Origin of the sequence: Streptomyces sp. NPDC026672 (assembly GCF_040638185.1) — a bacterium.
Taxonomy (GTDB): Bacteria; Actinomycetota; Actinomycetes; order Streptomycetales; family Streptomycetaceae; genus Streptomyces.
Genome location: NZ_JBEZXS010000041.1, coordinates 1 through 22,791 on the forward strand (window position 1 = coordinate 1; position 22,791 = coordinate 22,791).

Sequence of the window (22,791 nt, forward strand, 5' to 3'; positions counted from 1 at the left end):
AGGTAGACGACGTCGAAGCCCATCGCGGCGATCGCCTCCAGCCGCCGCGCCGCCGTGCGGAACGTGCCGTGCGGCTGCTGCGGGGTGCCCTCGGAGCGGGGGAAGAACTCGTACCACGACCCGAACAACGCCCGCTCCCGCTCCACCAGCAGCGGCAACGCCTGCGACGCGGTGACCAGTTCCCGCAGGGGATACCGGGCCAGCACCCCCACCACCTCCGGCGCCAACGCCGCCGCCAGTCGCCAGGCGGCCGGCCGGCCGTCGTCGCGCAGGGTGGCCGCCGCCGCCAGGACGCGCCCACGCTCCCCGCCCTCGACGGGCACCCCGGCGGCGGCCCGCTCGTACAGCAGCGCGCCCTCCTCCAGGACCAGATCCGTGTCGATGCCGGCCGGGATCTTGATCTCGGCGTGGTGCTGCCAGGTGGCGACCGGGTCGCCCCACGCCTCGACCGTGTACGTCCACGGGCCGGGTGCGCCGGCCGTGACGGTGGCGCCCCAGCGGTCGGTGCCCGGGGCGAGTTCACGCATCGGCGTCCACGGACCCGGACGTCCCTCCGGGTCCCGCAGGACGACATTGGCCGACACGGCGTCGTGACCCTCGCGGAACACGGTGGCCGAGATCTCGAAGGACTCTCCGGTGACCGCCTTGGCGGGCCGCTTCCCGTGGAGGACCACGGGGCGGACGTCGAGGACGGGTATACGGCCGACGGCGGTGTCCTGTGCTCCGGAGGATCGCTCCCGGGACGCCGGCCGGGTGTCCGCCCGGTCCGTCGGTTCCGCGACGGGGGCCGAGCGTTCCGGCGTACCGGTCCCCGGGCCGTTCCTGTCGCTTGTCGGTGGTGCTGACGAATGGTGCGTGGCGGGCATGACCGCTCCTGTCCGCATCAACTGAGGTGTGGGCGGATGGATGTGGGGAGGGGGTCCTGCGGATACTGCTGTGGCGAGCCTGGGGCGTACCGGAAGAGCCTTCCCACCCTATTCGGATGAACAATCCGGCGCGTTGTTAACTCCTTGTGCGTCGTCTACGCACAAGACAGGCCCCGTCCGGTGCGCACGGGGCCGGCGAGCGACACTCTGCCACCACCGCCACGGCACGCGGAACATTTTGCCCGGCGAGCCCGGTCCCGCCCCTGTCGCCCGGAGCGCTGCCCGACCAGGTACTCGTTCCACCGTGTTCGCGTCCGTCTCACAGGTCGTGGTCCCCTCCTCGGCGTACCCGGGCAGCCTCTCGTGCACGGGCGGGCGCGACAAGGACACCCGCGGGGGTGGAATCGGCCATACCGGTCAAGGAACGGACAGGGTCGCGACCACCCGGCGAAGCCCGCCGCGAGCCGGGGACAACACCGGTACCGTCGTCACAGACCACGAGGCGCACACCGCCGTGCGCCTCACCGTGCAACGCGCCCGAGGTGGAATGTGAAGGCGATCCGCCGGTTCACCGTCCGTCCCGTTCTCCCCGAACCCCTCCGGCCGCTGAGCGACCTGGCGCGCAATCTGCGCTGGTCCTGGCACGCGGAGACGCGCGACCTCTTCCAGACCGTCGACCCCGAACGCTGGGCCGCCTCCGAGGGCGACCCCGTACGGCTGCTGGGCAGCGTGCCGCCCGCGCGCCTGGCCGAACTCGCCGAGGACCGCCGCTTCCTGCGCCGGCTCACCGCAGCCGCCGACGACCTGACCGACTACGTCACCGGAGAGCGCTGGTACCAGACCCGGTCCGCCGAACTCCCGTCCGCCGTCGCCTACTTCTCGCCCGAGTTCGGCATCACCGCGGCCCTGCCCCAGTACTCCGGCGGCCTCGGCATCCTCGCCGGCGACCACCTCAAGGCGGCCAGCGACCTCGGCGTGCCCCTCATCGGCGTGGGCCTGCTCTACCGGCACGGCTACTTCCGGCAGACCCTCTCCCGGGACGGCTGGCAGCAGGAGCACTACCCCGTGCTCGACCCCAACGAACTACCCGTCGTCCCGCTCAAGGACGCCGACGGCACCCCCGCCCAGGTCACCCTCGCGCTGCCCGGCGGCCGGCTGCTGCACGCCCGGATCTGGCTGGCCCAGGTCGGTCGGGTCCCGCTGCTGATGCTCGACTCCGACGTCGAGGAGAACGACCTCGGTGAACGCGGCGTCACCGACCGGCTCTACGGCGGCGGCAGCGAGCACCGGCTGCTCCAGGAGATGCTGCTCGGCATAGGAGGTGTCCGGGCGGTACGGACGTACTGCCGGCTGACCGGGCACCCCGAGCCCGAGGTCTTCCACACCAACGAGGGGCACGCGGGCTTCCTCGGCCTGGAGCGGATCAACGAACTCACCGACCGGGGGCTCGACTTCGACGCGGCACTGGAGGCGGTGCGGGCCGGGACCGTCTTCACCACCCACACGCCCGTCCCGGCCGGCATCGACCGCTTCGACCGCGAGCTGGTCGCCCGGCACTTCGGGCCCGACGCCGAACTCCCGCGCATCGACGTCCAGCGCGTCCTGAACCTGGGCATGGAGACCTACCCGGGCGGCGAGCCCAACCTGTTCAACATGGCCGTGATGGGGCTGCGGCTCGCCCAGCGCGCCAACGGCGTCTCACTGCTGCACGGCAACGTCAGCCGGGGCATGTTCTCCGGGCTGTGGCCCGGGTTCGACCACGACGAGGTGCCGATCACCTCCGTCACCAACGGGGTGCACGCCCCGACCTGGGTCGCCCCCGAGGTCTTCCGGCTCGGCGCGCGCAGGATCGGCGCCGAGCGCACCGAGGACGAGCTGGCGTCCGGCGGTTCGGACCGCTGGGACGTCGTCGCGGACGTCGCCGACCAGGACGTCTGGGAGCTGCGCCGCACCCTGCGCGAGCAGCTGGTGACCGAGGTGCGCGGCCGGCTGCGCGCCTCCTGGCGCCAGCGCGGTGCCGGCACGGCCGAGCTGGGCTGGATCGACGGCGTGCTCGACCCCGACGTGCTGACCATCGGCTTCGCGCGGCGCGTCCCCTCGTACAAGCGGCTGACGCTGATGCTGCGCGACCGCGACCGGCTCATGGACCTGCTCCTGCACCCCGAGCGGCCCGTCCAGATCGTGGTGGCGGGCAAGGCGCACCCGGCCGACGACGGCGGCAAGCGGCTGGTGCAGGAACTGGTCCGCTTCGCCGACGACCCGCGCGTGCGCCACCGCATCGTCTTCCTGCCCGACTACGGCATGGCGATGGCGCAGAAGCTCTACCCCGGCTGCGACATCTGGCTCAACAACCCGCTGCGCCCGCTGGAGGCGTGCGGCACCTCAGGGATGAAGGCCGCGCTCAACGGCTGCCTCAACCTGTCCGTCCTGGACGGCTGGTGGGACGAGTGGTTCCAGCCCGACTTCGGCTGGGCGATCCCCACGGCGGACGGGCCGGGCACGGACCCCGAGCACCGGGACGACGTGGAGGCCGCGGCCCTCTACGACCTGCTCGAACAGCGGGTGACGCCCCGGTTCTACGAGCGCGGGCAGAGCGGACTGCCCGACCGGTGGATCGAGATGGTCCGCCAGACCCTCACCCTGCTCGGCCCGAAGGTGCTGGCCGGGCGGATGGTGCGCGAGTACGTCGAGCGGCTCTACACACCGGCCGCCCACGCGCACCGCTCCCTCACCGCGGACGCGGCGCGGGAACTGGCGGGCTGGAAGGCGCGGGTGCGCGCCGGGTGGCACGGGGTACGGGTCGACCACGTGGAGACGACGGCGGCCACCGCCACGGCGGAGCTGGGCGCCACGCTGGGGTTGCGCGTCCGTGTCCACCTCGGCGACCTCGGGCCCGACGACGTCGAGGTGCAGGCGGTGTCCGGGCGGGTCGACGCGGAGGACCGCATCGCCGACGCGACGGCGGTCCCGCTGAAGCCGGTGGGCGGCCCCGACCTGGAGGGCCGCTGGTCCTACGAGGGCCCCCTGTCCCTCGACCGCACGGGCCCCTACGGCTACACGGTCCGCGTCCTGCCCTCCCACCGCCTCCTCGCCACCGGCGCCGAACTGGGCCTCGTCTCGGTCCCACCGGACGACGCGACGGAGGGCGCGGGGGTCCTGCTGCGCTGAGCGGACGGCACCGGGCGGGGCGTACGGCGGGTCAGTCCTCGGTGTCCGCGCACAGCCGGCGCAGGACCGCTCCGCATCTGCGGGCGTAGGCGTGCTGGAGGCCGCGGGTGGCCGGGCCGCCCGCGCGGGCGTACCACTTGGCCGGGCGGCTGAACGCGGTGATCGTCAGCCAGACGGTGCCGTCGCCGGTGCGGTCCACCACGAACGCCTCCTCGCCGCGCTCGGGGTGGCCGGCGAGGGTGCCGTAGGCCCAGCCCGCGCGGCGGTGTTCCTCGGTCGTCCAGACCACCCGGCACGGTGCCTTGATGACGCCCGCCAGGGTGACCGTGACGTCGACGCCGGGTGCCGCGCGCTCCGCCGTCGCGTTGATGCCCACGCCGAGCGCGCGGTGCAGCTCCCAGGTCAGGAGGGCGTCGGCGGCCCGGCGGAACACCTCCTGACCCTCGCCGACACGGGTGCGCACATGCAGGGGGTGGAAGCCGGGCGGGCAGACCATGTGGCTTTCGCGGGTCGCGCCGACCGGCTCGTAGGTGAAGTCCGCCGAAGAGTCCGTGGGCATGACACCCAAGACTAGGGCGGCACCCGGGAGCCCTCGCCCCCGGGTGCCGCCACCGTCGACGTGCGCGCGGTCAGCTGACGTTGACCGCCGACCAGGCCGCCGCCACCGCGTTGTACTCGGCGCTGCCGGAGCCGTACAGCGCGGCCGCCGCCGACAGGGTGCCGGTGCGGGCCGACTTGTAGTTGGTCGTCGACGTGAAGTACGTCGTCAGCGCCTTGTACCAGATCTGGAGCGCCTTGGCGCGGCCGATGCCGGTGACCGTGGAGCCGTTGGACGTCGGCGAGTTGTAGGCCACGCCGTTGATGGTCTTCGAGCCGCTGCCCTCGGACAGCAGGTAGAAGAAGTGGTTCGCGACGCCCGAGGAGTAGTGGACGTCCTTGCCGCCAACGCTGGAGGACCAGGAGTCCGCCGAGGCGCCGTCCTTGCTCGGCTTGTCCATGTAGCGCAGCGGGGTGCCGTTGCCGTTGATGTTGATCTTCTCGCCGATGAGGTAGTCGCCGACGTCGTTGGCGTTGTTCGCGGAGAACTCCACGCCCGTGCCGAAGATGTCGGAGGTCGCCTCGTTCAGGCCGCCGGACTCGCCGCTGTAGTTGAGTCCCGCGGTGTTGGAGGTGACGCCGTGGCTCATCTCGTGGCCGGCCACGTCGATCGCGGTCAGCGGGTGGGTGTTCCCCGAGCCGTCGCCGTAGGTCATGCAGAAGCAGCTGTCGTCCCAGAAGGCGTTGACGTAGCCGCTGCTGTAGTGGACGCGGGAGTAGGCGGCGACACCGTCGTTGCGGATGCCGCTGCGGCCGAAGGTGTTCTTGTAGAAGTCCCAGGTGAGCTGCGCGCCGTAGGCGGCGTCGGCGGCGGCGGTCTGGTCCGTGGACGAGCTGGAGGCCGCGCCGGTGCCCCACACGTCGTCCGCATCGGTGAACAGCGTGCCGGTGCCCGAGGTCCTGCGCGCGAGGTTGTACGTCCTGTGGCCGCCGCGCGTGGAGTCGGTCAGCTGGTACGTCGACCCGGACCTGGTCGTGTTGAGGGTGACCGTGCCCGAGTACAGCGTCCTGCCGGAGCCGGTCTCGATGCCCTGGTACTCGTAGAGCTTCTTGCCGGTGGCGGCGTCGGTGATGACGTGCAGCTGGTTGGGGGTGCCGTCGTCCTGGAAGCCGCCGACGACGGTCTCGTAGGCGAGGACGGGCGTGCCCGAGCCGGCCCAGATCACCTTGCGCGCGCCGTCGGAGGACGACTCGGCGGACCCGAGCGTCCTGGCGGCGCCCACGGCCTGCTTCTCGGCGGTGGCGGCGCTGATCTGCGGCTTGAGCGAGGACACCTTGACGGCCGCCTGCGTGGCCTTGGTGACGCCCTCGGTCGCGCCGGCCGGCGAGGTGTGGACGACGAGGTCGCCGCCGAGCACGGGCAGGCCCGCGTAGGTGCGCTCGTAGCGGGTGTGGAGGGTGCCGTCGGTGTCCTTGACGACGTCCTTGACGACCAGCTTCTCCTGGGCGCCGAGACCTATCTCCCGCGCGGTGCCGGCGGCGTCGTCCTGCGCCTGCTGGATGAGGGTGGTGCGCGCCGAGGCGGTGAGCGCCGTGGGGGCGGCGGCCGGGGTGGTGGTGGTGCTCCCTGCGGGGACCTGGGCCGAGGCGGTGGTGGTCAGGCCCGTGGTGAGCAGGGCTCCGGCGGCGACCGCGGTGGCGATGGCCAGAGTGGTGCGCTGGTGACGCGCGTAGCGGGGGCTCACGCAAGCTCCTTCAGGTGGGGGAGTCGGGCCGTGTGGGGGTGCGACCCGGGATGCTGTTGTGAAGCTGCTGTGCGGCGGGTGAGGGAAGCGTGCCAGCATCGACGCGTACATGTCAGGACCCTGTGAGGACGTTGGCCGGAAACCGACTGTCCGAAGAACGTTTCGGCCGTGTGAACGGGCGCCGTCCCGGGGAGCCGGTTCCCCGGGACGCCACCCCGTTCCCGCCGCGTGCGCCGCGGTTTACGGGAAGGTCAGCCTCCAGCCGTTGATCCGGCCGGTGTCCTGCGACGCCTGGTCCTGGACCCGCAGCCGCCAGGTCCCATTGGCCGATTCCGACGAGGCGTTCACCGTGTACGTGGCGTTCACGTCGTCCGCCGAGTCCGAGGAGCTGAAGCTCTTGAGGCGGTACGCGGTGCCCGACGGGCCGAGCAGGTCGACCACCAGGTCACCGCGCCAGGTGTGGGTGATGTCCACGGACACCTGGAGGGCGGCCGGGGCGTTCCCGGTGCGCCCGGAGACCGCGATCGACGAGGTGACCGCGGCCCCGTTGTCCGGGATCGACACCGGCGCGGTGCTCTCGTACGTCGTGCCGCCACCACCGCCGCCCGGGCGGGAGCCGACCGCCACGCCGGCCCAGGCGTCCTGCACGGCCTTGTACTCGGCGCTCGTCGTGCCGTAGAGCTCACCCGTCGCCGCGAGGGTGCCGGTGCGGGCGGCCGCGTAGTTGGTCGTCGAGGTGAACTTCGTGGTCAGCGCCCGGTACCAGATCTGGAGCGCCTTGTCGCGGCCGATGCCGGTGACCGGAAGGCCGTCCGCCGTCGCCGAGTTGTAGGTCACACCGTTGATCGTCTTGGTGCCGCTGCCCTCGGCCAGCAGATAGAAGAAGTGGTTCGCCGGGCCCGACGAGAAGTGCACGTCGACCGACCCGATCCCCGAGTACCAGCTGTCCTTGGACGCGCCGTCCTTGCTCGGCTTGTCCATGTAGCGCAGCGGGGTGCCGTTGCCGTTGATGTCGATCTTCTCGCCGATGAGGTAGTCGCCGACGTCGCTGGAGTTGCCCGAGTAGAACTCCACGCCGGAACCGAAGATGTCGGAGGTCGCCTCGTTCAACCCGCCCGACTCGCCGGAGTAGACGAGCCCCGCGGTGTTGGAGGTGACGCCGTGGCTCATCTCGTGGCCGGCCACGTCGATCGCGGTGAGCGGTTTGGCGTTGCCCGAACCGTCGCCGTACGTCATGCAGAAGCAGCTGTCCTGCCAGAACGCGTTGACGTAGTTGTTGCCGTAGTGGACCCGGGAGTAGGCGCCCACGCCGTCGTTCCTGATGCCGTTGCGGCCGAACGTGTTCTTGTAGAAGTCCCAGGTCTCGGCGGCGCCGTAGTGCGCGTCCGCGCCGGCCGTCGCCGCGTTGGAGACCGTGCCGTTGCCCCAGGTGTCGCTGGTCTGCGAGAACAGCGTGCCCGTGCCGGAGCTGCCGCGGTTCAGGTTGTACGTCCGGTGGCCGCCGCGCGCCCCGTCGGTCAGCGTGTACGTCGAACCCGACTGGGTCGTCGTCAGCGTGACCTGCCCGCTGTACTGGGTGTTGCCCACGCCGGTCTCGACGGCCTGGTACTCGTGCAGCTTCTTGCCGGTGGCGGCGTCGGTGACGACGTGGAGCTCGTTGGGGGTGCCGTCGTCCTGGAAGCCGCCGACGACGGTTTCGAGCGCGAGGACGGGCGTGCCGGAGGCCGCCCAGATCACCTTGCGGACGCCGTCCGCCGCCGACTCGGTGCCGCCCAGCGCCTTCGCGCGCGCCACGGCCTGCTTCTCGGCCGTGGCCGCGGGGACCGCCGGGGTGAGGTCGGTGACGTCCAGGGCCGCGCCGGTCGCCCTGACGACGTTCCGGGTCGCGCCCGAGGGGGTGCTCTCCACGACGAGGTCGCCGCCGAGCACGGGCAGGCCCGCGTAGGTGCGCTCGTAGCGGGTGTGCAGGGTGCCGTCGGCGTCCTTGACGACGTCCTTGACGACCAGTCTCTCCTTCGCGCCGAGCCCGAGCGCGCGGGCCGTGCCCGCCTGGGCGGCGCCGGCGTCACGGATCAGCCCGGTGCGCTCCGCGGGGGTGAGCTGGACCGCGAGGTGGGCGGGGTTCGCCCGGCCGGTGGGGGCCGGGGCCGACGGGGCCGCGCTCGCGGCCCCCGACTGGACGGCGGCGGCGACCAGCGCGGCGACACCGGCGAGGGCGACCGCGGCGGTGCGGTGGCGCGGGGCGCGGGGGGTGCGTCTGCGAGAGGAACTGCTGCTCAACACTGACTCCTTCTGCGTGACCGCGGGGTCGCGCGGCCAGGGGAGTTCCGGGTGCGGGGATGCGCGGCCCGGGCAGAACTGGGCGTGACGCGGAACCACGTGCGCGTGCAGGACCGGCCCGTGCAGATCGCGTGGCGGCTGTGGGGCCGCTGTGGGCCGGACCCGGGAAGAGTGGCAGGAGTTTGTGCCGCCTGTCAGGTGCGCGTCAGGAATTTGGCCGGATTGCGGTCGTTGACCGGATGTTCCCGTTCGGTATGCGGACGGTCGTCCGCGGCCGTCGGCTCCGCGTACGGGCGGGGGCGGCCGGGACCCGGCCGCCCCCGTGTCCGCTATGCGAGACTGTCCCGCCACGCCCGGTGCAGATCGGCGAACCGGCCCGTGCCGGCGATCAGTTCGGCTGGCTCGCCGTCCTCGACGATCCGGCCGTGCTCCATCACCAGCACCCGGTCGGCGATCTCCACGGTGGACAGCCGGTGCGCGACGATCACCGCCGTACGGCCCTTCAGCACCGTCGACATCGCGCGCTGCACGGCCCGTTCGCCGGGCACGTCCAGCGAACTGGTCGCCTCGTCCAGGATCAGCACCGCCGGGTCGGCCAGCAACGCCCGTGCGAACGACACCAGTTGGCGCTGACCCGCCGAGATGCGACCGCCGCGCCTGCGGACGTCCGTGTCGTAGCCGTCGGGCAGGGCGCTGATGAACTCGTGCGCGCCGATGGCCTTCGCCGCCCGCTCGATCTCCTCACGGCCGGCGTCCGGGCGCCCGACGGCGATGTTGTCGGCGACCGTCCCGGAGAACAGGAACGCCTCCTGCGTCACCATCACCACCCCGCGCCGCAGTTCGGGCAGGGCCAGCTCGCGCAGGTCGACGCCGTCGAGCAGGACCCGGCCGTCGGAGGGGTCGTAGAACCGGGCGAGCAGCTTGGCCAGCGTCGACTTGCCCGCGCCGGTCGAGCCGACGACCGCGACGGTCTGCCCGGCCGGGAGCGTCAGATCGAAGCGGGGCAGCACCTCGCCGCCCGTGCGGTACGCGAACCGCACCCCGTCGAAGACGACCTCGCGCCCGGGGAACCCGCCTTCGCGCGGCGGAAGTTCACTCGGCACGGACGGCTCGGGGACCGACGGCACCTGGGCGAGCAGACCGGCGATCTTCTCCAGGGAGGCGGCGGCCGACTGGTACGAGTTGAGGAACATGCCCATCCGGTCGATGGGGTCGTACAGGCGCCGCAGGTACAGCACCGCCGCGGCCAGCACGCCCAGTTCCAGCGAGCCGGACGCCACCCGGTGGGCGCCCCACAGGACGATCAGGGCGACCGCCGTGTTGGCGACCACCCGGGAGCCGACGACATAACGGGCCATCTCCAGCAGGGCGTCGCCGTTGGTGCGCTCGTGCCGGCGGTTCAGGACCCGGAACGCGGCGTCGTTCGCGGCCTCCCGGCGGAACGTGCGCACCGGGCGGATGCCGTTCATCGTCTCCACGAACTTGACGATCACGGCCGCGATCGCGGTGGAGCGGGCCTCGAACACCCGTCCGGCGCGCCGCTGGTAGAGCCGTACCAGCAGGTACAGGGGGACGAACGAGGCCACCGCTACCGCGCCGAGGCCCAGATCGAGCCAGAGCAGCATCGCCGAGATGTAGACGAACGACAGGATGACGGTGACGAGTTCCTGGAGGCCCTCACTGAGCAGTTCGCGCAGCGACTCGACGTCCGTCGTGGAACGGGAGATCAGCCGGCCCGAGGTGTAGCGCTCGTGGAAGTCGACGCTCAGCGCCTGCGCGTGGCGGAAGATCCGGCCGCGCAGGTCGAGCAGCACGTCCTGGTTGACGCGGGCGGAGGCGTCGATGAACGCGAACTGGAGGACGCCCGACAGCAGCGAGCACAGCGCGTAGCCGACCCCGACCGCGATCAGCGGACCGTGGTCGTGGTGCCGGAACGCCGGCACGGCGCGGTCGATGGCGTACGCCACCAGCAGCGGGCCCGCCTGCACGGCGGCCTGCTGGAGCAGCAGGAGCAGGGTGGTCACCGCGACCCGGGCCCGCATCGGCGCGAGCAGCGACCGCAGCAGGGTGGCCGTGGCGCCGGGCGGGGTGGGCAGGACGTCCCGGTCGAAGGGGTCGTCCGACGGGGCCGCGCCGGGGAGTTCGTCCTCGTCACCGACGCCGGGGAGGGAGGCGGTGGGGGCGGTCATCGGGCGTCCTCCGCTTCCTGGGCCGCACGGGCTTCGTCGATTTCGCGGGCTTCTTGGGCCTCACGGGCGGCGGGTGCGGGGAACGGTGGCGGTGGTGAGGGTTCCTCGGGTTCGGTCTCCCGGCCGGACATCAGATGGGCGTACTCCGGGTTGGTGCGCAGGAGTTCCTGGTGGGTGCCGACCGCCGCGATCCTGCCCTGCGAGAGGAGGGCGACGCGGTCGGCGAGCAGGACGGTGGAGGGGCGGTGAGCCACGATGAGGGCGGTGGTGTCCGCGAGGACCCGGCGCAGCGCGGCCTCCACGGCGGCCTCGGTGTGCACGTCGAGCGCGGAGAGCGGGTCGTCCAGGACGAGGAAGCGGGGCCGGCCGACCACGGCCCGCGCGAGCGCCAGCCGCTGCCGCTGTCCGCCGGACAGGCTCAGGCCCTGCTCGCCCACCTGTGTGTCGGTGCCCTGCGGCAGCGCGTGCGCGAACCCGGCCTGCGCGACGTCGAGGGCCCGCGCCAGCTCCGGGGCGCCCGCGGTGCCGTCGGCGCCCATCAGCACGTTCTCGCCGACGCTCGCCGAGAAGAGGGTGGGCTCCTCGAAGGCCACGGCGACCATGGCGCGCAGTTCCTCGCGGGGCAGGGAGGTGATGTCCACCCCGTCGAGGGTGATCCGCCCCTCGGTCACCTCGTGGAGGCGGGGGACGAGCGCGGTGAGCGTGGTCTTGCCGCTCCCGGTCGCCCCGACGAGCGCCATGGACTCACCGGGGCGGACGTGCAGATCGACGAGTTCGAGGATCGGCGCCGAGCCCGGATCGGCGTCGGGATAACAGAACCGCACCCCATCGAACCGCATCCCACCCCCACCCGCACCAACCCCCACGGAACCGTCCGCCCCCGCCCCGACCACGAGACCCGCCGCGCCCTCGCCACTCGCGCGAGCTGCGACGTGCGCCGAGTCCCCTGCGCCTCCGTCGGCCGGGGCCTTCGCCGGGTCTTCCACGGCCGCGCGGTCTCTCGGCAAGGTCGCCGTACCCCCACCCGCACCAACCCCCGCGGCACCGTCCGCCCCCGCCCCCGGTACGGTTTTCGATTCTGCTTTTGCGGTCATGACCTCGAAATAGCGTTCCGTGGCTGTTGCCGCCTCCTGGGTCATGGCCAGGAGGAAGCCGATCGAGTCCACGGGCCAGCGCAGCGCCAGCGCGGTGCTCAGGAAGGCGACCAGCGTGCCCGCGGAGAGGTCGCCGTCGGCGACCTGCACGACGCCCAGGACCAGCGCCGCCCCGATCGCCACCTCGGGCAGCGTCACGATGACGGCCCAGATCGTCGCCAGCAGCCGCGCCTTGCGCAACTCCGTGCCGCGCAGCGTCCACGACAGCTTCCGGAACGCGTGTGCCTGGCTGCGGTGCCGGCCGAAGCCCTTCACGATGCGGATGCCGAGCACGCTCTCCTCGACGAGGGTGGTGAGGTCGCCGACCTGGTCCTGCGCCCGCCGCGCCACCTCCGCGTACCGCCGCTCGAAGACCACGCACGTCCACAGCACCGGCACGGCCGGCCCCAGGATGACCAGCCCCAGCGTCCAGTCCTGCACCAGCATGATCACCACGCCGATGAGGATGGTCACCCCGTTCACCAGCAGGAAGGTCAGCGGGAACGCGAGGAACATGCGCAGCAGCATCAGATCGGTCGTGCCCCGCGACAGCAGCTGGCCGGAGGCCCAGCGGTCGTGGAAGGCGACGGGCAACCGTTGCAGATGCCGGTACAGATCCGCCCGCATCTCCGCCTCGACGTGCGACAGCGGCCGGGCCACCAGCCAGCGCCGCAGCCCGAACAGCCCCGCCTCCGCGAGACCGAGCAGCAGCAGGTACAGCGCGCCGAGCCACACCCCGCCCGTGTCGCGGTCGGCCACGGGCCCGTCCACGATCCACTTGAGGACGAGCGGGATCACCAGTCCCGTGCAGGAGGCGACCACCGCCACGAACGCCGCGGTCGCCAATCGCACCCGCACCGGGCGGACATAGGGCCACAGACGCAGCAGCGTACGTACGGTGGAACGGCCGGCAGGGTCCTGGGTGGTGGCACGTGTCGTGGGCATCATCCGCGAGCCTACGGACCGCCGCCGCGCACTCCCAGCGAGTTTCGGCCGGACAACTCCCACCGCCCGCCCCACGACCACGGTTTCGGGCAGCCGTACGGCCCCGCTCGCACGGATGCGCGGGAGTCGTAGCCCGGCATCGACCGATCGGACGATGCCGGGTCGAGCGGGTCGGCCGATGCGGGGCAGGGGCCGGGAACGGGACGCTCTCGGTATGTCCGTCATCGAAGTCAGCGCGCTGCGCAAGTCCTACGCCGGTCGCCGTGCGGTCGACGGGGTCTCCTTCGCCGTCGAGGAGGGGGAGATCTTCGGGATCCTCGGGCCCAACGGCGCGGGGAAGACCACCACCGTCGAGTGCGTCGAGGGGCTGCGCGTCCCCGACGGCGGGCGGGTCCGGGTGACCGGGCTCGACCCCGTCACCGACCACGAACGAGTCTCCCGCGTCCTGGGCGCCCAGCTCCAGCAGAGCGAACTCCAGGCCAAGCTCACCGTCCGCGAGGCGCTCGAACTGCACGCCTCCTTCTACCCCGACCCCCGCGACTGGCGTCCGCTCGCCGAGCGCCTCGGGCTCACCGACCGGCTCACCGCCCGCTTCGGCAGGCTCTCCGGCGGTCAGAAGCAGCGCCTGTTCATCGCCCTCGCCCTCGTCGGCAACCCCCGGGTCGTCGTGCTCGACGAACTCACCACCGGCCTCGACCCCCGCGCCCGCCGCGACACCTGGCAGCTCATCGAGGACGTACGGGCCGACGGCGTGACCGTCCTGCTCGTCACGCACTTCATGGAGGAGGCCCAGCGGCTGTGCGACCGGATCGCCGTGATCGACCGCGGCCGGATCGCCGCGCTCGACACCCCGGCCGGTCTGATCCGCCGCTCGGCGGGCTCCACCGTCATCGGCTTCACCCCGTCCGAGCCGCTGGACGCCACCGACCTGGACGCCCTGCCCGCGCTGGCCTCCGTCGAGTACAAGGACGGCCGGATCACCCTCACCGGCACCGACGAGACGGTCGACGCCGTCCTCACCCTCCTCGCCCGCCGCCACGTCACCGCCCACCGGCTCCGCGTCCTCGACGCGACGCTCGACGACGCCTTCCTCGACCTGACCAAGGAGGACGCGTGAACCCCGCGACCACACGACCCGCCACCGCCCCGGCCCCCGGCCCCGGCGCCCCGCACACCGGCCTCCCGCACCTCCGCGTACTGCACCTCGGTGTCCTGCGGAGCGAGCTGCGCCTCTTCCGCCGCGAACCCGCCGCTGTCTTCTGGATCCTGGTCTTCCCGGCCCTGCTCCTCGTCATCCTCGGCTCCATCCCCTCCTTCCGGCAGCCCGGCGACTCCTTCGGCGGCCTGCGCCCCATCGACGCCTACGTCCCGGTCGCCGTGCTGCTCGGCATGATCGTCGGCGGCCTCCAGTCCATGCCGCAGAGCCTCACCGGCTACCGCGAACGCGGCATCCTGCGCCGTATGTCCGTCACCCCGGTGCGCCCCGCCGCGCTGCTGTCCGCGCAGATGACGGTCTTCGGCACGGCCGCGCTCGCCTCCGCCCTGCTCGCCCTGGCCGTCGGGCGGCTCGTCTTCGACGTACGACTGCCGCGCCGGCCCCTCGGATACGCCCTCGCCCTGCTGCTCGCCGTGCTGGCCGCCCTGGCGCTCGGCTCGGTGGTCTCCGCCCTGTCCCGCACCACGAAGATCGCCGGCGCGATCGGATCGGCGGTGTTCTTCCCCATGATGTTCTGCGCCGGCGTCTGGCTCCCGGTGCGGGCCATGCCCGGTCCACTGGCCAGGGCCGTCGGGTACACCCCCTTCGGGGCCGCCGCCCAGGCCCTCGACCGGGCCGCCGCGGGACACTGGCCGGGCTGGACCCACCTGGGCGTCCTGGTGGTGTGGATCCTGCTCCTCACCGGGGCGGCGGGCCGTTGGTTCCGCTGGGAATGAGGACCGCCGTGCCCGACACTGGCCCCATGGGCGGGGACGTGACGGGGGTCGAGGAGCGCTGGGCGACGGTCAACCACCGGGCGCCGTACTGGCTGCTGCTGGTCGGTGCCGCGCTCGCGGCGGCGACCGCAGGCCCGGTCGGCATGGAACGGGGCGAGCTGTACGCGGCCGGGGCCCTGGTCGCCGCCGGGCTCGCCCTCCAGATGTGGTGGGGAACCGTACCCGTCGCCCGGCAACGGCCGTCGCGGACCAGCGTCCTCTACTACGCCGTCCGCTGGGTCATCGCCTTCGCCCTCACCTGGCTCAACCCGTTCTTCTGCTTCTACGCGTTCACCGGCTACTTCGGCGCCCGCCGTCTGCTGCCCGAACGCCTGCGCGGCCCCGGACTGTTCGCCACCGCCGTCACCATGGCCGGTGCCCAGTCCGGCGGGATGCCGCCGCGCGAGCGCTCGCAGTGGCTGCTGTTCGGGGCGATCCTCGTCATCACCCTGGTCCTGGTCGCCGTCTTCGACCGCCTGGCCCTCACCGAGGACGAACGCGCCCGCGTCCAGGCCGGCACCATCACCGAACTGGAGCGCACCAACAGCGCGTTGCAGCAGGCGCTGGAGGAGAACGCCGCCCTGCACGCCCAACTCCTCCGCCAGGCACGGGAGGCCGGTGTCGCCGACGAACGCCGCCGCCTCGCCGCCGAGATCCACGACACCATCGCCCAGGGCCTGGCCGGCATCATCGCCCAGCTCCAGGTGGTGGCGAACGTCCCCGACCCGGAGGCCGCCCGCGAGCACGCCGGCCGCGCGCTGGCCCTGGCCCGGCACAGCCTCGGCGAGGCCCGCCGCTCCGTCCACAACCTCGCCCCCGTCGCCCTCGCCGACGCCGGACTGCCCGAGGCCCTGCACAGGACCGTCCACGACTGGGCCGAACGCACCGGCACCCGCGCCGACTTCACCCTCACCGGCACCGCCGAGCAACTCCACGACGAGGTCTCCGCCACCCTGCTGCGCATCGCCCAGGAAGCCCTGTCGAACGCCGCCCGGCACGCCCGCCCCGAGCGCGTCGGCGTCACCCTGTCCTTCATGGGCGACGAGGTCACCCTGGACGTCCGCGACGACGGCACCGGCTTCGACCCGGCCGCCGTCCCCGCCCGCACCCGCGCGGGCGGCTTCGGCCTGGACGGCATGCGGGCCCGCGCCGAGCGCATCGCCGGCTCCCTCACGGTCGAGTCGGAGCCCGGACACGGCACGGCGGTGTCGGCTCGCGTACCGTTGGTCGGCGATGACCGATGAGCCCCGGATCTCCCTGCTGATCGTCGACGACCACCCCGTCGTACGGGACGGCCTGCGCGGCATGTTCGCCTCCGCGCCCGGCTTCGCGGTCCTCGGCGAGGCGGCCGACGGCGTCCAGGCGGTCGAACGGGCCGCGGCCCTCGACCCGGACGTGATCCTGATGGACCTGCGCATGCCCGGCGGCGGCGGAGTGGACGCCATCCGGGCCCTCGCCCGGCAGGGCTCGCGCGCCCGCGTCCTGGTGCTGACGACCTACGACACCGACTCCGACACGCTCCCCGCGATCGAGGCGGGCGCCACCGGCTACCTGCTCAAGGACGCCCCGCGCGACGAGCTGTTCACCGCGGTCCGCGCCGCCGCCGAGGGCCGTACGGTGCTCTCCCCGGCCGTCGCCTCCCGGCTGGTCTCGGCCGTCCGGGCCCCGGGCAACGAACCGCTGTCCGCCCGCGAGCGCGAGGTGCTGGCCCTGGTCGCCCGGGGCACCTCCAACCGGGAGATCGCCCGCGAGCTGTTCATCAGCGAGGCGACCGTGAAGACCCATCTCACCCACCTCTACGCCAAGTTGGGCGTCAACGACCGGGCCGCCGCGGTCGCCGTCGGCTACGACCGGGGCATCCTCGGCTGACCCCGGCCGTGTCGGCGGCGCGGGGTCACTCCACGCGCAGCAGCAGCACCGTCCGCGCCGGGACCGTGATCTCCGCGCCCGCCGCGTGGACCGTGTCCGGCGCCTCGGCCTGCTCCTCGCGCGAGGTGTCCACGACGACCGCGTACCGCTCCGCCCACGGCGGACCGGGCAGCACGAAGGAGGTCGGCCGGTCCCCGGCGTGCAGCACCGCGAGGAAGCTGTCGTCCACGACCGGCGCCCCCCGCTCGTCCCGGCCCGGGATGTCCCGCCCCGACAGATACATGCCGAGCGTCGCCGCGGGCGCGTACCAGTCGCCCTCCGTCATCTCCGTGCCCCGTGCCGTGAACCAGGCCAGGTCCCGCAGCCCGTCCGCCGAGTGGGCCCGGCCGGAGAAGAACGCCCGCCGGCGCAGCACCGGATGGCGGTGGCGCAGCGCGATCAGCCGGGAGGTCAGGTCGAACAGGGCCCGCCAGCCCGGCTCCTCCAGCAGCCCCCAGTCCAGCCAGCTGATCTCGTTGTCCTGGCAGTAGGCGTTGTTGTTGCCGCCCTGGGTGCGGCCCATCTCGTCCCCCGCCACCAGCATCGGCACCCCCGTGGACAGCAGCAGGGTGGTCAGCAGGTTGCGCAACTGGCGCCGGCGCAGCCCCCGCACCTCCTCGTCCGCGCTCTCCCCCTCCGCCCCGCAGTTCCAGGCGCGGTTGTCGTCGGAGCCGTCCCGGTTGTCCTCGCCGTTGGCCTCGTTGTGCTTGTGCCCGTACGACACCAGGTCGCGCAGGGTGAACCCGTCGTGCGCGGTGACGAAGTTGACGGAGGCGTAGGGGCGGCGCCCGCCCCAGGCGTACAGGTCGCTGGAGCCGGACAGCCGGTAGCCGAGGTCCCGCACGTCCGGCAGGGCGCCGCGCCAGAAGTCCCGCACCGCCCCCCGGTAGCGGTCGTTCCACTCCGTCCACAGCGGCGGGAACGCCCCCACCTGGTAGCCGCCCGAGCCGATGTCCCACGGCTCGGCGATCAGCTTCACCCGGCGCAGCACCGGGTCCTGCGCGATCACCGCGAGGAACGGCGAGAGCATGTCGACGTCGTGCATCGAACGGGCCAGCGCCGCCGCGAGGTCGAAGCGGAAGCCGTCCACGCCCATCTCGGTCACCCAGTAGCGCAGCGAGTCGGTGATCAGCCGCAGCACCTGCGGCTGGACCACGTGCAGGGTGTTGCCGCAGCCGGTGTAGTCGGCGTACCGGCGCGCGTCGTCCTGGAGCCGGTAGTAGCCGCGGTTGTCGATGCCCTTCAGGGAGAGCGTGGGCCCCAGTTCCCCGGCCTCCGCCGTGTGGTTGTAGACCACGTCGAGGATGACCTCGATGCCGGCCTCGTGCAGCGCCCTGACCATCCGCTTGAACTCGCCGACCTGCTGCCCCGTCGTACCGGAGGCCGCGTAGGCCGCGTGCGGGGCGAAGTAGCCGATGGAGTTGTAGCCCCAGTAGTTGCGCAGGCCCCGGCGCAGCAGGTGGTCCTCGTGCGCGAACTGGTGCACCGGCAGCAGCTCCACGGCCGTCACGCCCAGCCGGACCAGGTGCTCGACGGCCGCCGGGTGCGCGAGCCCGGCGTAGGTGCCGCGCAGCTCCTCGGGGATGCCGGGGTGCAGCCGGGTGAAACCCTTGACGTGCAGCTCGTAGATGACCGAGTCCGCCCACGGTGTCTTGGGGCGGTGGTCGTCCGACCAGTCGTCGTCATCGTGGACGACAACGCCCTTGGGGACGTACGGCGCGGAGTCCCGGTCGTCGCGCACGGTGTCCGCGACGTGCTGCTGGGGCCAGTCCCGGACGTGCCCGTACACCTCCGCCGGCAGGGTGAACTCGCCGTCCACCGCACGGGCGTACGGATCGAGGAGCAGCTTCGCCGGGTTCCAGCGGGCGCCGATCCACGGGTCCCAGCGGCCGTCCACGCGGAAGCCGTAGCGCTGACCGGGCATCACCCCGGGCACGAAGCCGTGCCAGATCTCATGGGTCAGCTCGGTCAGCCGCACCCGCGTCTCACGGCCCCGCTCGTCGAAGAGACACAGCTGGACGGCCTCCGCCCCGGCCGCCCAGAGCGCGAAGTTGGTGCCCGCGACCCCGTCCTGGCCCGCCCGGAAGCGGGCCCCCAGCGGGGTGGACGCCCCCGGCCGGGCGGCGGGGGACGGGGGCACCGCCCTCCTCGCGCCGTGTGCCACACCCGTGGCGGGCCCGTCGTCCACGGTCCGTTCCTGAGCCACGCCCTGCTGCTCGGCTGCGCTCGTCACTGTCGGCCCCTCTGTGTCGGCTGGTCCGCCTCCGGGGCGCACTCGGCCCGCGCCGGGCGGTCGCTCCGCGCCCCACGGGCCCGGAGCGCGCACGACCGCACGGCACGGTCGCGCCCACGACGGCTCGCGGGCGCGGCGGCTCCCCTGTTCGTCCTCCCCACTGTTCTGCCCACCGCTTGCGTCGCACTCACGTTTCCCCAGGGCGTGCCCGGTCGTTGTCCCGACGTGAGGCATGCACAAGGGCGCGCGAGGCGCGCGGCGGCGGCACTGGCCGCGGCACTGACATGGGCGGGGCTGCTGGCCGGGGCGGCCGGCTGCACTTCGGACGGCGGCGGCGGACGGGGCGTCCTGGACGAGGTCCTGGGGAAACCCCCAGGACCCGAGGAGCCCGTCCGGGTGACCCCGGGCGACGGCAGCAGGGCCGTGCGCCCCGGCGAGCGGCTGCGGGTCGAAGTCCCCGGCGGACGGCTGGAGTCGGTGAGCGTGGTCCGCTCCCAGGACGCCCGGGACACTCCGGTGCCCGGCCGCGTCACCGACGACGGCACGGTCTGGGAGCCCAAGGAACGCCGACTGGCGCCGGCCGCCACGTACACGGTGGACGTGGTCGCCCGTGACGCCCACGGCCGCCGCTCGGCCCGGCACTCCACGTTCACGACGTACGTCCCCGACGAGCGGTTCATCGCGTACGTCACCCCGGAGAACCGCTCCACCGTCGGCACCGGCATGATCGTCTCGCTGTCCTTCAGCCGGGAGATCACCGACCGCGCCGCCGTCGAGCGCGCCGTACGGGTCACGGCCCGGCCCGGCGTGGAGATCCGCCCGCACTGGTTCGGCAAGGACCGCCTGGACTTCCGCCCCGAGCGCTACTGGAAGCCCGGCACCCAGGTCACCGTCGACCTGCGGCTGCGCGACGTGGAGGGGGCGCCCGGTGTCTACGGGCTCCAGGACCGGACGATCGGGTTCACCGTCGGCCGCAGCCAGGTCTCCCTGGTCGACGCCGCCGCGCACACGATGGAGGTCCGGCGCGACGGCGAACTCCTCGCCACCGTCCCGATCACGGCGGGCGCCCCCAAGTCCACCACCTACAACGGGAAGATGGTGGTGATGGACATGTTCGAGGTGACCCGGATGAACGGACGGACGGTCGGCTTCGGCGGGGAGTACGACATCCCGGACGTCCCGCACGCGATGAAGCTCACCGACTCCGGCACCTATCTGCACGGCAACTACTGGTCCCCCGACGCCCCCGGCAACGTCAACGTCAGCCACGGCTGCGTGGGACTGCGCGACGTGAAGGGCGGCAGTTCGGACACCCCGGCCGGCTGGTTCTACGACCGCAGCCTCGTGGGGGACGTCGTCGAGGTCGTCCGCAGCAACGACAAGAAGGTGGCTCCCGACAACGGGCTCGGCGGGTGGAACATGGGGTGGCAGGCATGGAAGGCGGGCGGCGCGGTCAAGTAATCAGGAGGGGAAAGCCGTTGGGAACCCCGGCGGTCGGCCCGACTTGCGACTGAACAGTGACCTTCGCCTGACACGAAGCTCAAAACCGTCCGGTTAATATGCGCCAATGCGGGCGCGGGACGCGCCGGGGTGCGGGCCTGACCAGGCCCCGCGAGGGGAGAGAACGTGAACGTGCGGCCGATATCGGGGGCGTCGAGCGACGTCCGGGGGCGGGGCCGGAAGGGGCTGGTGCTGGTCTCAGGTGTGCTGCTGATGGCGGTCACCGCCTGCGGCGGGGGAGGATCCGACGCGGGGTCCGGATCCGGCGGCGGAAAGGCCGGGGACTCCACCGGTCAGCAGAGCAAGCAGTCGGAGGCCGTCGTCACCATCGCGCCCAAGGACGGCGCCAAGTCGGTCGACACCAGCGGCGCCCTCGAAGTGAGCGCGGCCAAGGGCAAGCTCGTCGACGTCGTGGTCAAGGACGCCAAGGGCGAGAAGGTCGAGGGCGGCATCACGGGCGGTGGCACCGGCTGGAAGCCCGCGGGCCATCTCGCCGCCGCCACCCGGTACACCGTGCACGCGGTCGCCAAGGACTCCGCCGGCCGCGAGGCCGCCGAGGACTCCAGCTTCACCACGCTCACGCCGAAGAACACCTTCGTCGGCAGCTTCACCCCCGAGGACGGCTCCACCGTCGGCGTCGGCATGCCGTTCTCCATACGCTTCACCCGGGGCATCACCCACCCCGGGGACGTCGAGAAGGCCATCACGATCAAGACCGAGCCGCCCGTCGACGTCGAGGGCCACTGGTTCGGCAACGACCGCCTCGACTTCCGCCCCGAGCAGTACTGGAAGGAAGGCACCAAGGTCACCGTCGGCCTCGACCTCGACGGCGTCGAGGGCCGTCCGGGCGTCTACGGCAAGCAGGCCAAGACGGTGACGTTCACCATCGGCCGCAACCAGGTGTCCGTCGTGGACGCCAAGAAGCACACCATGAAGGTCACCCAGGACGGCAAGGTCGTCAAGACCATCCCCGTCACCACCGGCAAGCCCGGCTACGACACCTGGAACGGCCAGATGGTCATGAGCGAGAAGCTCACGGTGACCCGGATGAACGGCGAGACCGTCGGCTACGGCGGCGAGTACGACATCAAGGACGTCCCGCACGCCATCCGGCTCACCGACTCCGGCACCTTCATCCACGGCAACTACTGGGGCGGCGGCGCCTTCGGCAACTACAACGCCAGCCACGGCTGCGTGGGCCTGCGCGACGTGCGCGGCGGCTACAGCAAGTCCGTCCCGGCCGCCTGGTTCTTCAACCACTCGATGGTCGGCGACGTGGTCGTCGTCAAGAACTCCCACGACCGCACGGTGGACGCGGCCAACGGTCTCAACGGCTGGAACATGTCCTGGGACAAGTGGAAGGCGTGACGGCGGACGGCGGCGCACCGCCGTCCCCCGCGCGGTGAACGCCCGCTAACCTGCGGGCATGACCGTGAATCTGGAAGTCGCCGGAGGCGTCGGAACGCTGCGCCTGGACCGCCCGCCGATGAACGCCCTGGACGTCGCCACGCAGGACCGGCTCAAGGAACTCGCCGAGGAGGCCGGGCGGCGCGACGACGTGCGCGCCGTGGTGATCTACGGCGGCGAGAAGGTGTTTGCGGCGGGTGCGGACATCAAGGAGATGCAGGCCATGGACCACACCGCGATGGTCCTGCGCGCCCGCGCCCTCCAGGACTCCTTCACCGCCGTGGCCCGCATCCCCAAGCCGGTCGTCGCGGCCGTCACCGGGTACGCCCTGGGTGGCGGCTGCGAACTGGCCCTGTGCGCCGACTACCGCATCGCCGCAGACAACGCCAAGCTCGCCCAGCCGGAGATCCTGCTCGGTCTGATCCCCGGGGCCGGCGGCACCCAGCGCCTGCCCCGGCTGGTCGGGCCCTCCCGGGCGAAGGACCTGATCTTCACGGGCCGCATGGTGAAGGCCGACGAGGCGCTGTCCATCGGGCTCGTCGACCGGGTCGTACCGGCCGCCGAGGTCTACACCGAGGCGCACGCCTGGGCGGCGAAGCTCGCACAGGGCCCGGCGCTCGCGCTGCGCGCGGCGAAGGAGTCGGTCGACACCGGGATCGAGACGGACCTGGAGACCGGGCTCGCCGTCGAACGGAACTGGTTCGCCGGGCTGTTCGCCACCGAGGACCGCGAGCGGGGCATGCGCAGCTTCGTGGAGGAAGGCCCCGGCAAGGCCAAGTTCCTCTGAGAAACCCGCCCCGCCCTCTTGCAATTGACGTGATGTCTCATTCGGGTCCCTCGATCGGGCGGTTTATGGGAGCCTTAACGCACCCTTAAGCCTGCCTTGTCGAGGAGGCCTGTCGATTGCCA

At 72.6% G+C, this 22,791-nt stretch carries 15 protein-coding genes; 8 read left to right on the top strand and 7 right to left on the bottom strand.

The genetic code is table 11. The features are described from left to right. The coding region (locus AB0F77_RS34050; RefSeq protein ID WP_361955708.1) for a maltotransferase domain-containing protein at positions 1-866 on the bottom strand (866 nt) is incomplete at its 3' end. Positions 867-1,415: 549 nt separating this feature from the next. On the opposite strand from AB0F77_RS34050, the gene AB0F77_RS34055 reads away from it, so the two are divergent. Continuing rightward, entirely contained in the window at positions 1,416-4,034 is a 2,619-nt protein-coding gene (locus AB0F77_RS34055; protein ID WP_361955710.1) for a glycosyltransferase family 1 protein, read from the top strand. A gap of 31 nt (positions 4,035-4,065) precedes the next feature. Here the strand turns inward: AB0F77_RS34055 and AB0F77_RS34060 are convergent, their stop codons facing one another. The 5 genes from AB0F77_RS34060 to AB0F77_RS34080 all read right to left on the bottom strand — a co-directional run bounded on the left by AB0F77_RS34060 (position 4,066) and on the right by AB0F77_RS34080 (position 12,863). Further along, positions 4,066-4,593 carry a DUF1990 domain-containing protein gene (locus tag AB0F77_RS34060; protein WP_361955712.1) on the bottom strand — a complete coding sequence of 176 codons (528 nt, stop codon included), beginning with the start codon at positions 4,591-4,593 and terminating at the stop codon, positions 4,066-4,068. A gap of 70 nt (positions 4,594-4,663) precedes the next feature. Beyond that, entirely contained in the window at positions 4,664-6,316 is a 1,653-nt protein-coding gene (locus AB0F77_RS34065) for a M4 family metallopeptidase (protein WP_361955714.1), read from the bottom strand. A 240-nt stretch (positions 6,317-6,556) separates the two neighbouring features. After that, the gene (locus AB0F77_RS34070; protein WP_361955716.1) at positions 6,557-8,596 is read right to left on the bottom strand and encodes a M4 family metallopeptidase; all 2,040 of its coding nucleotides are present in this window, start codon (positions 8,594-8,596) and stop codon (positions 6,557-6,559) included. 329 nt (positions 8,597-8,925) lie between these two features. Beyond that, complete coding sequence (locus AB0F77_RS34075) at positions 8,926-10,785, bottom strand: ABC transporter ATP-binding protein (protein ID WP_361955718.1); 1,860 nt, start codon at positions 10,783-10,785, stop codon at positions 8,926-8,928. Then, positions 10,782-12,863 carry an ABC transporter ATP-binding protein gene (locus AB0F77_RS34080; protein WP_361955720.1) on the bottom strand — a complete coding sequence of 694 codons (2,082 nt, stop codon included), beginning with the start codon at positions 12,861-12,863 and terminating at the stop codon, positions 10,782-10,784. Before AB0F77_RS34080 ends, AB0F77_RS34075 begins: the two co-directional genes overlap by 4 nt. Positions 12,864-13,077: 214 nt before the next feature. On the opposite strand from AB0F77_RS34080, the gene AB0F77_RS34085 reads away from it, so the two are divergent. From AB0F77_RS34085 to AB0F77_RS34100, 4 genes are all read left to right on the top strand, one after another. After that, complete coding sequence (locus AB0F77_RS34085) at positions 13,078-13,980, top strand: ABC transporter ATP-binding protein (RefSeq protein ID WP_361955722.1); 903 nt, start codon at positions 13,078-13,080, stop codon at positions 13,978-13,980. 80 nt (positions 13,981-14,060) lie between these two features. Continuing rightward, positions 14,061-14,795, top strand: coding sequence for an ABC transporter permease (locus AB0F77_RS34090; RefSeq protein ID WP_361955831.1), 735 nt, complete (start codon positions 14,061-14,063; stop codon positions 14,793-14,795). A gap of 26 nt (positions 14,796-14,821) precedes the next feature. Next, positions 14,822-16,078, top strand: a complete 1,257-nt coding sequence (locus tag AB0F77_RS34095; protein ID WP_361955833.1) for a sensor histidine kinase — start codon at positions 14,822-14,824, stop codon at positions 16,076-16,078. Then, positions 16,068-16,703: a response regulator transcription factor gene (locus AB0F77_RS34100; protein ID WP_361955724.1), complete on the top strand. Its 636-nt coding sequence runs from the start codon at positions 16,068-16,070 to the stop codon at positions 16,701-16,703. The genes AB0F77_RS34095 and AB0F77_RS34100 overlap by 11 nt, the downstream gene beginning before the upstream one ends. Before the next feature lie 25 nt (positions 16,704-16,728). Here the strand turns inward: AB0F77_RS34100 and glgX are convergent, their stop codons facing one another. Further along, positions 16,729-18,975 carry a glycogen debranching protein GlgX gene (gene glgX / locus AB0F77_RS34105; protein WP_361955726.1) on the bottom strand — a complete coding sequence of 749 codons (2,247 nt, stop codon included), beginning with the start codon at positions 18,973-18,975 and terminating at the stop codon, positions 16,729-16,731. A gap of 225 nt (positions 18,976-19,200) precedes the next feature. Here glgX and AB0F77_RS34110 point away from each other — a divergent pair, with 225 nt between their 5' ends. The 3 genes from AB0F77_RS34110 to AB0F77_RS34120 all read left to right on the top strand — a co-directional run bounded on the left by AB0F77_RS34110 (position 19,201) and on the right by AB0F77_RS34120 (position 22,669). After that, on the top strand, positions 19,201-20,436 hold the full coding sequence (locus AB0F77_RS34110; protein ID WP_361955728.1) for an Ig-like domain-containing protein: 1,236 nt from the start codon (positions 19,201-19,203) through the stop codon (positions 20,434-20,436). A gap of 165 nt (positions 20,437-20,601) precedes the next feature. Then, complete coding sequence (locus tag AB0F77_RS34115; RefSeq protein WP_361955730.1) at positions 20,602-21,843, top strand: Ig-like domain-containing protein; 1,242 nt, start codon at positions 20,602-20,604, stop codon at positions 21,841-21,843. Between the two features lie 58 nt (positions 21,844-21,901). Next, positions 21,902-22,669 (top strand): enoyl-CoA hydratase-related protein, encoded by a 768-nt coding sequence (locus AB0F77_RS34120; RefSeq protein ID WP_361955732.1) that lies wholly within the window; start codon positions 21,902-21,904, stop codon positions 22,667-22,669. Positions 22,670-22,791 lie beyond the last annotated feature (122 nt).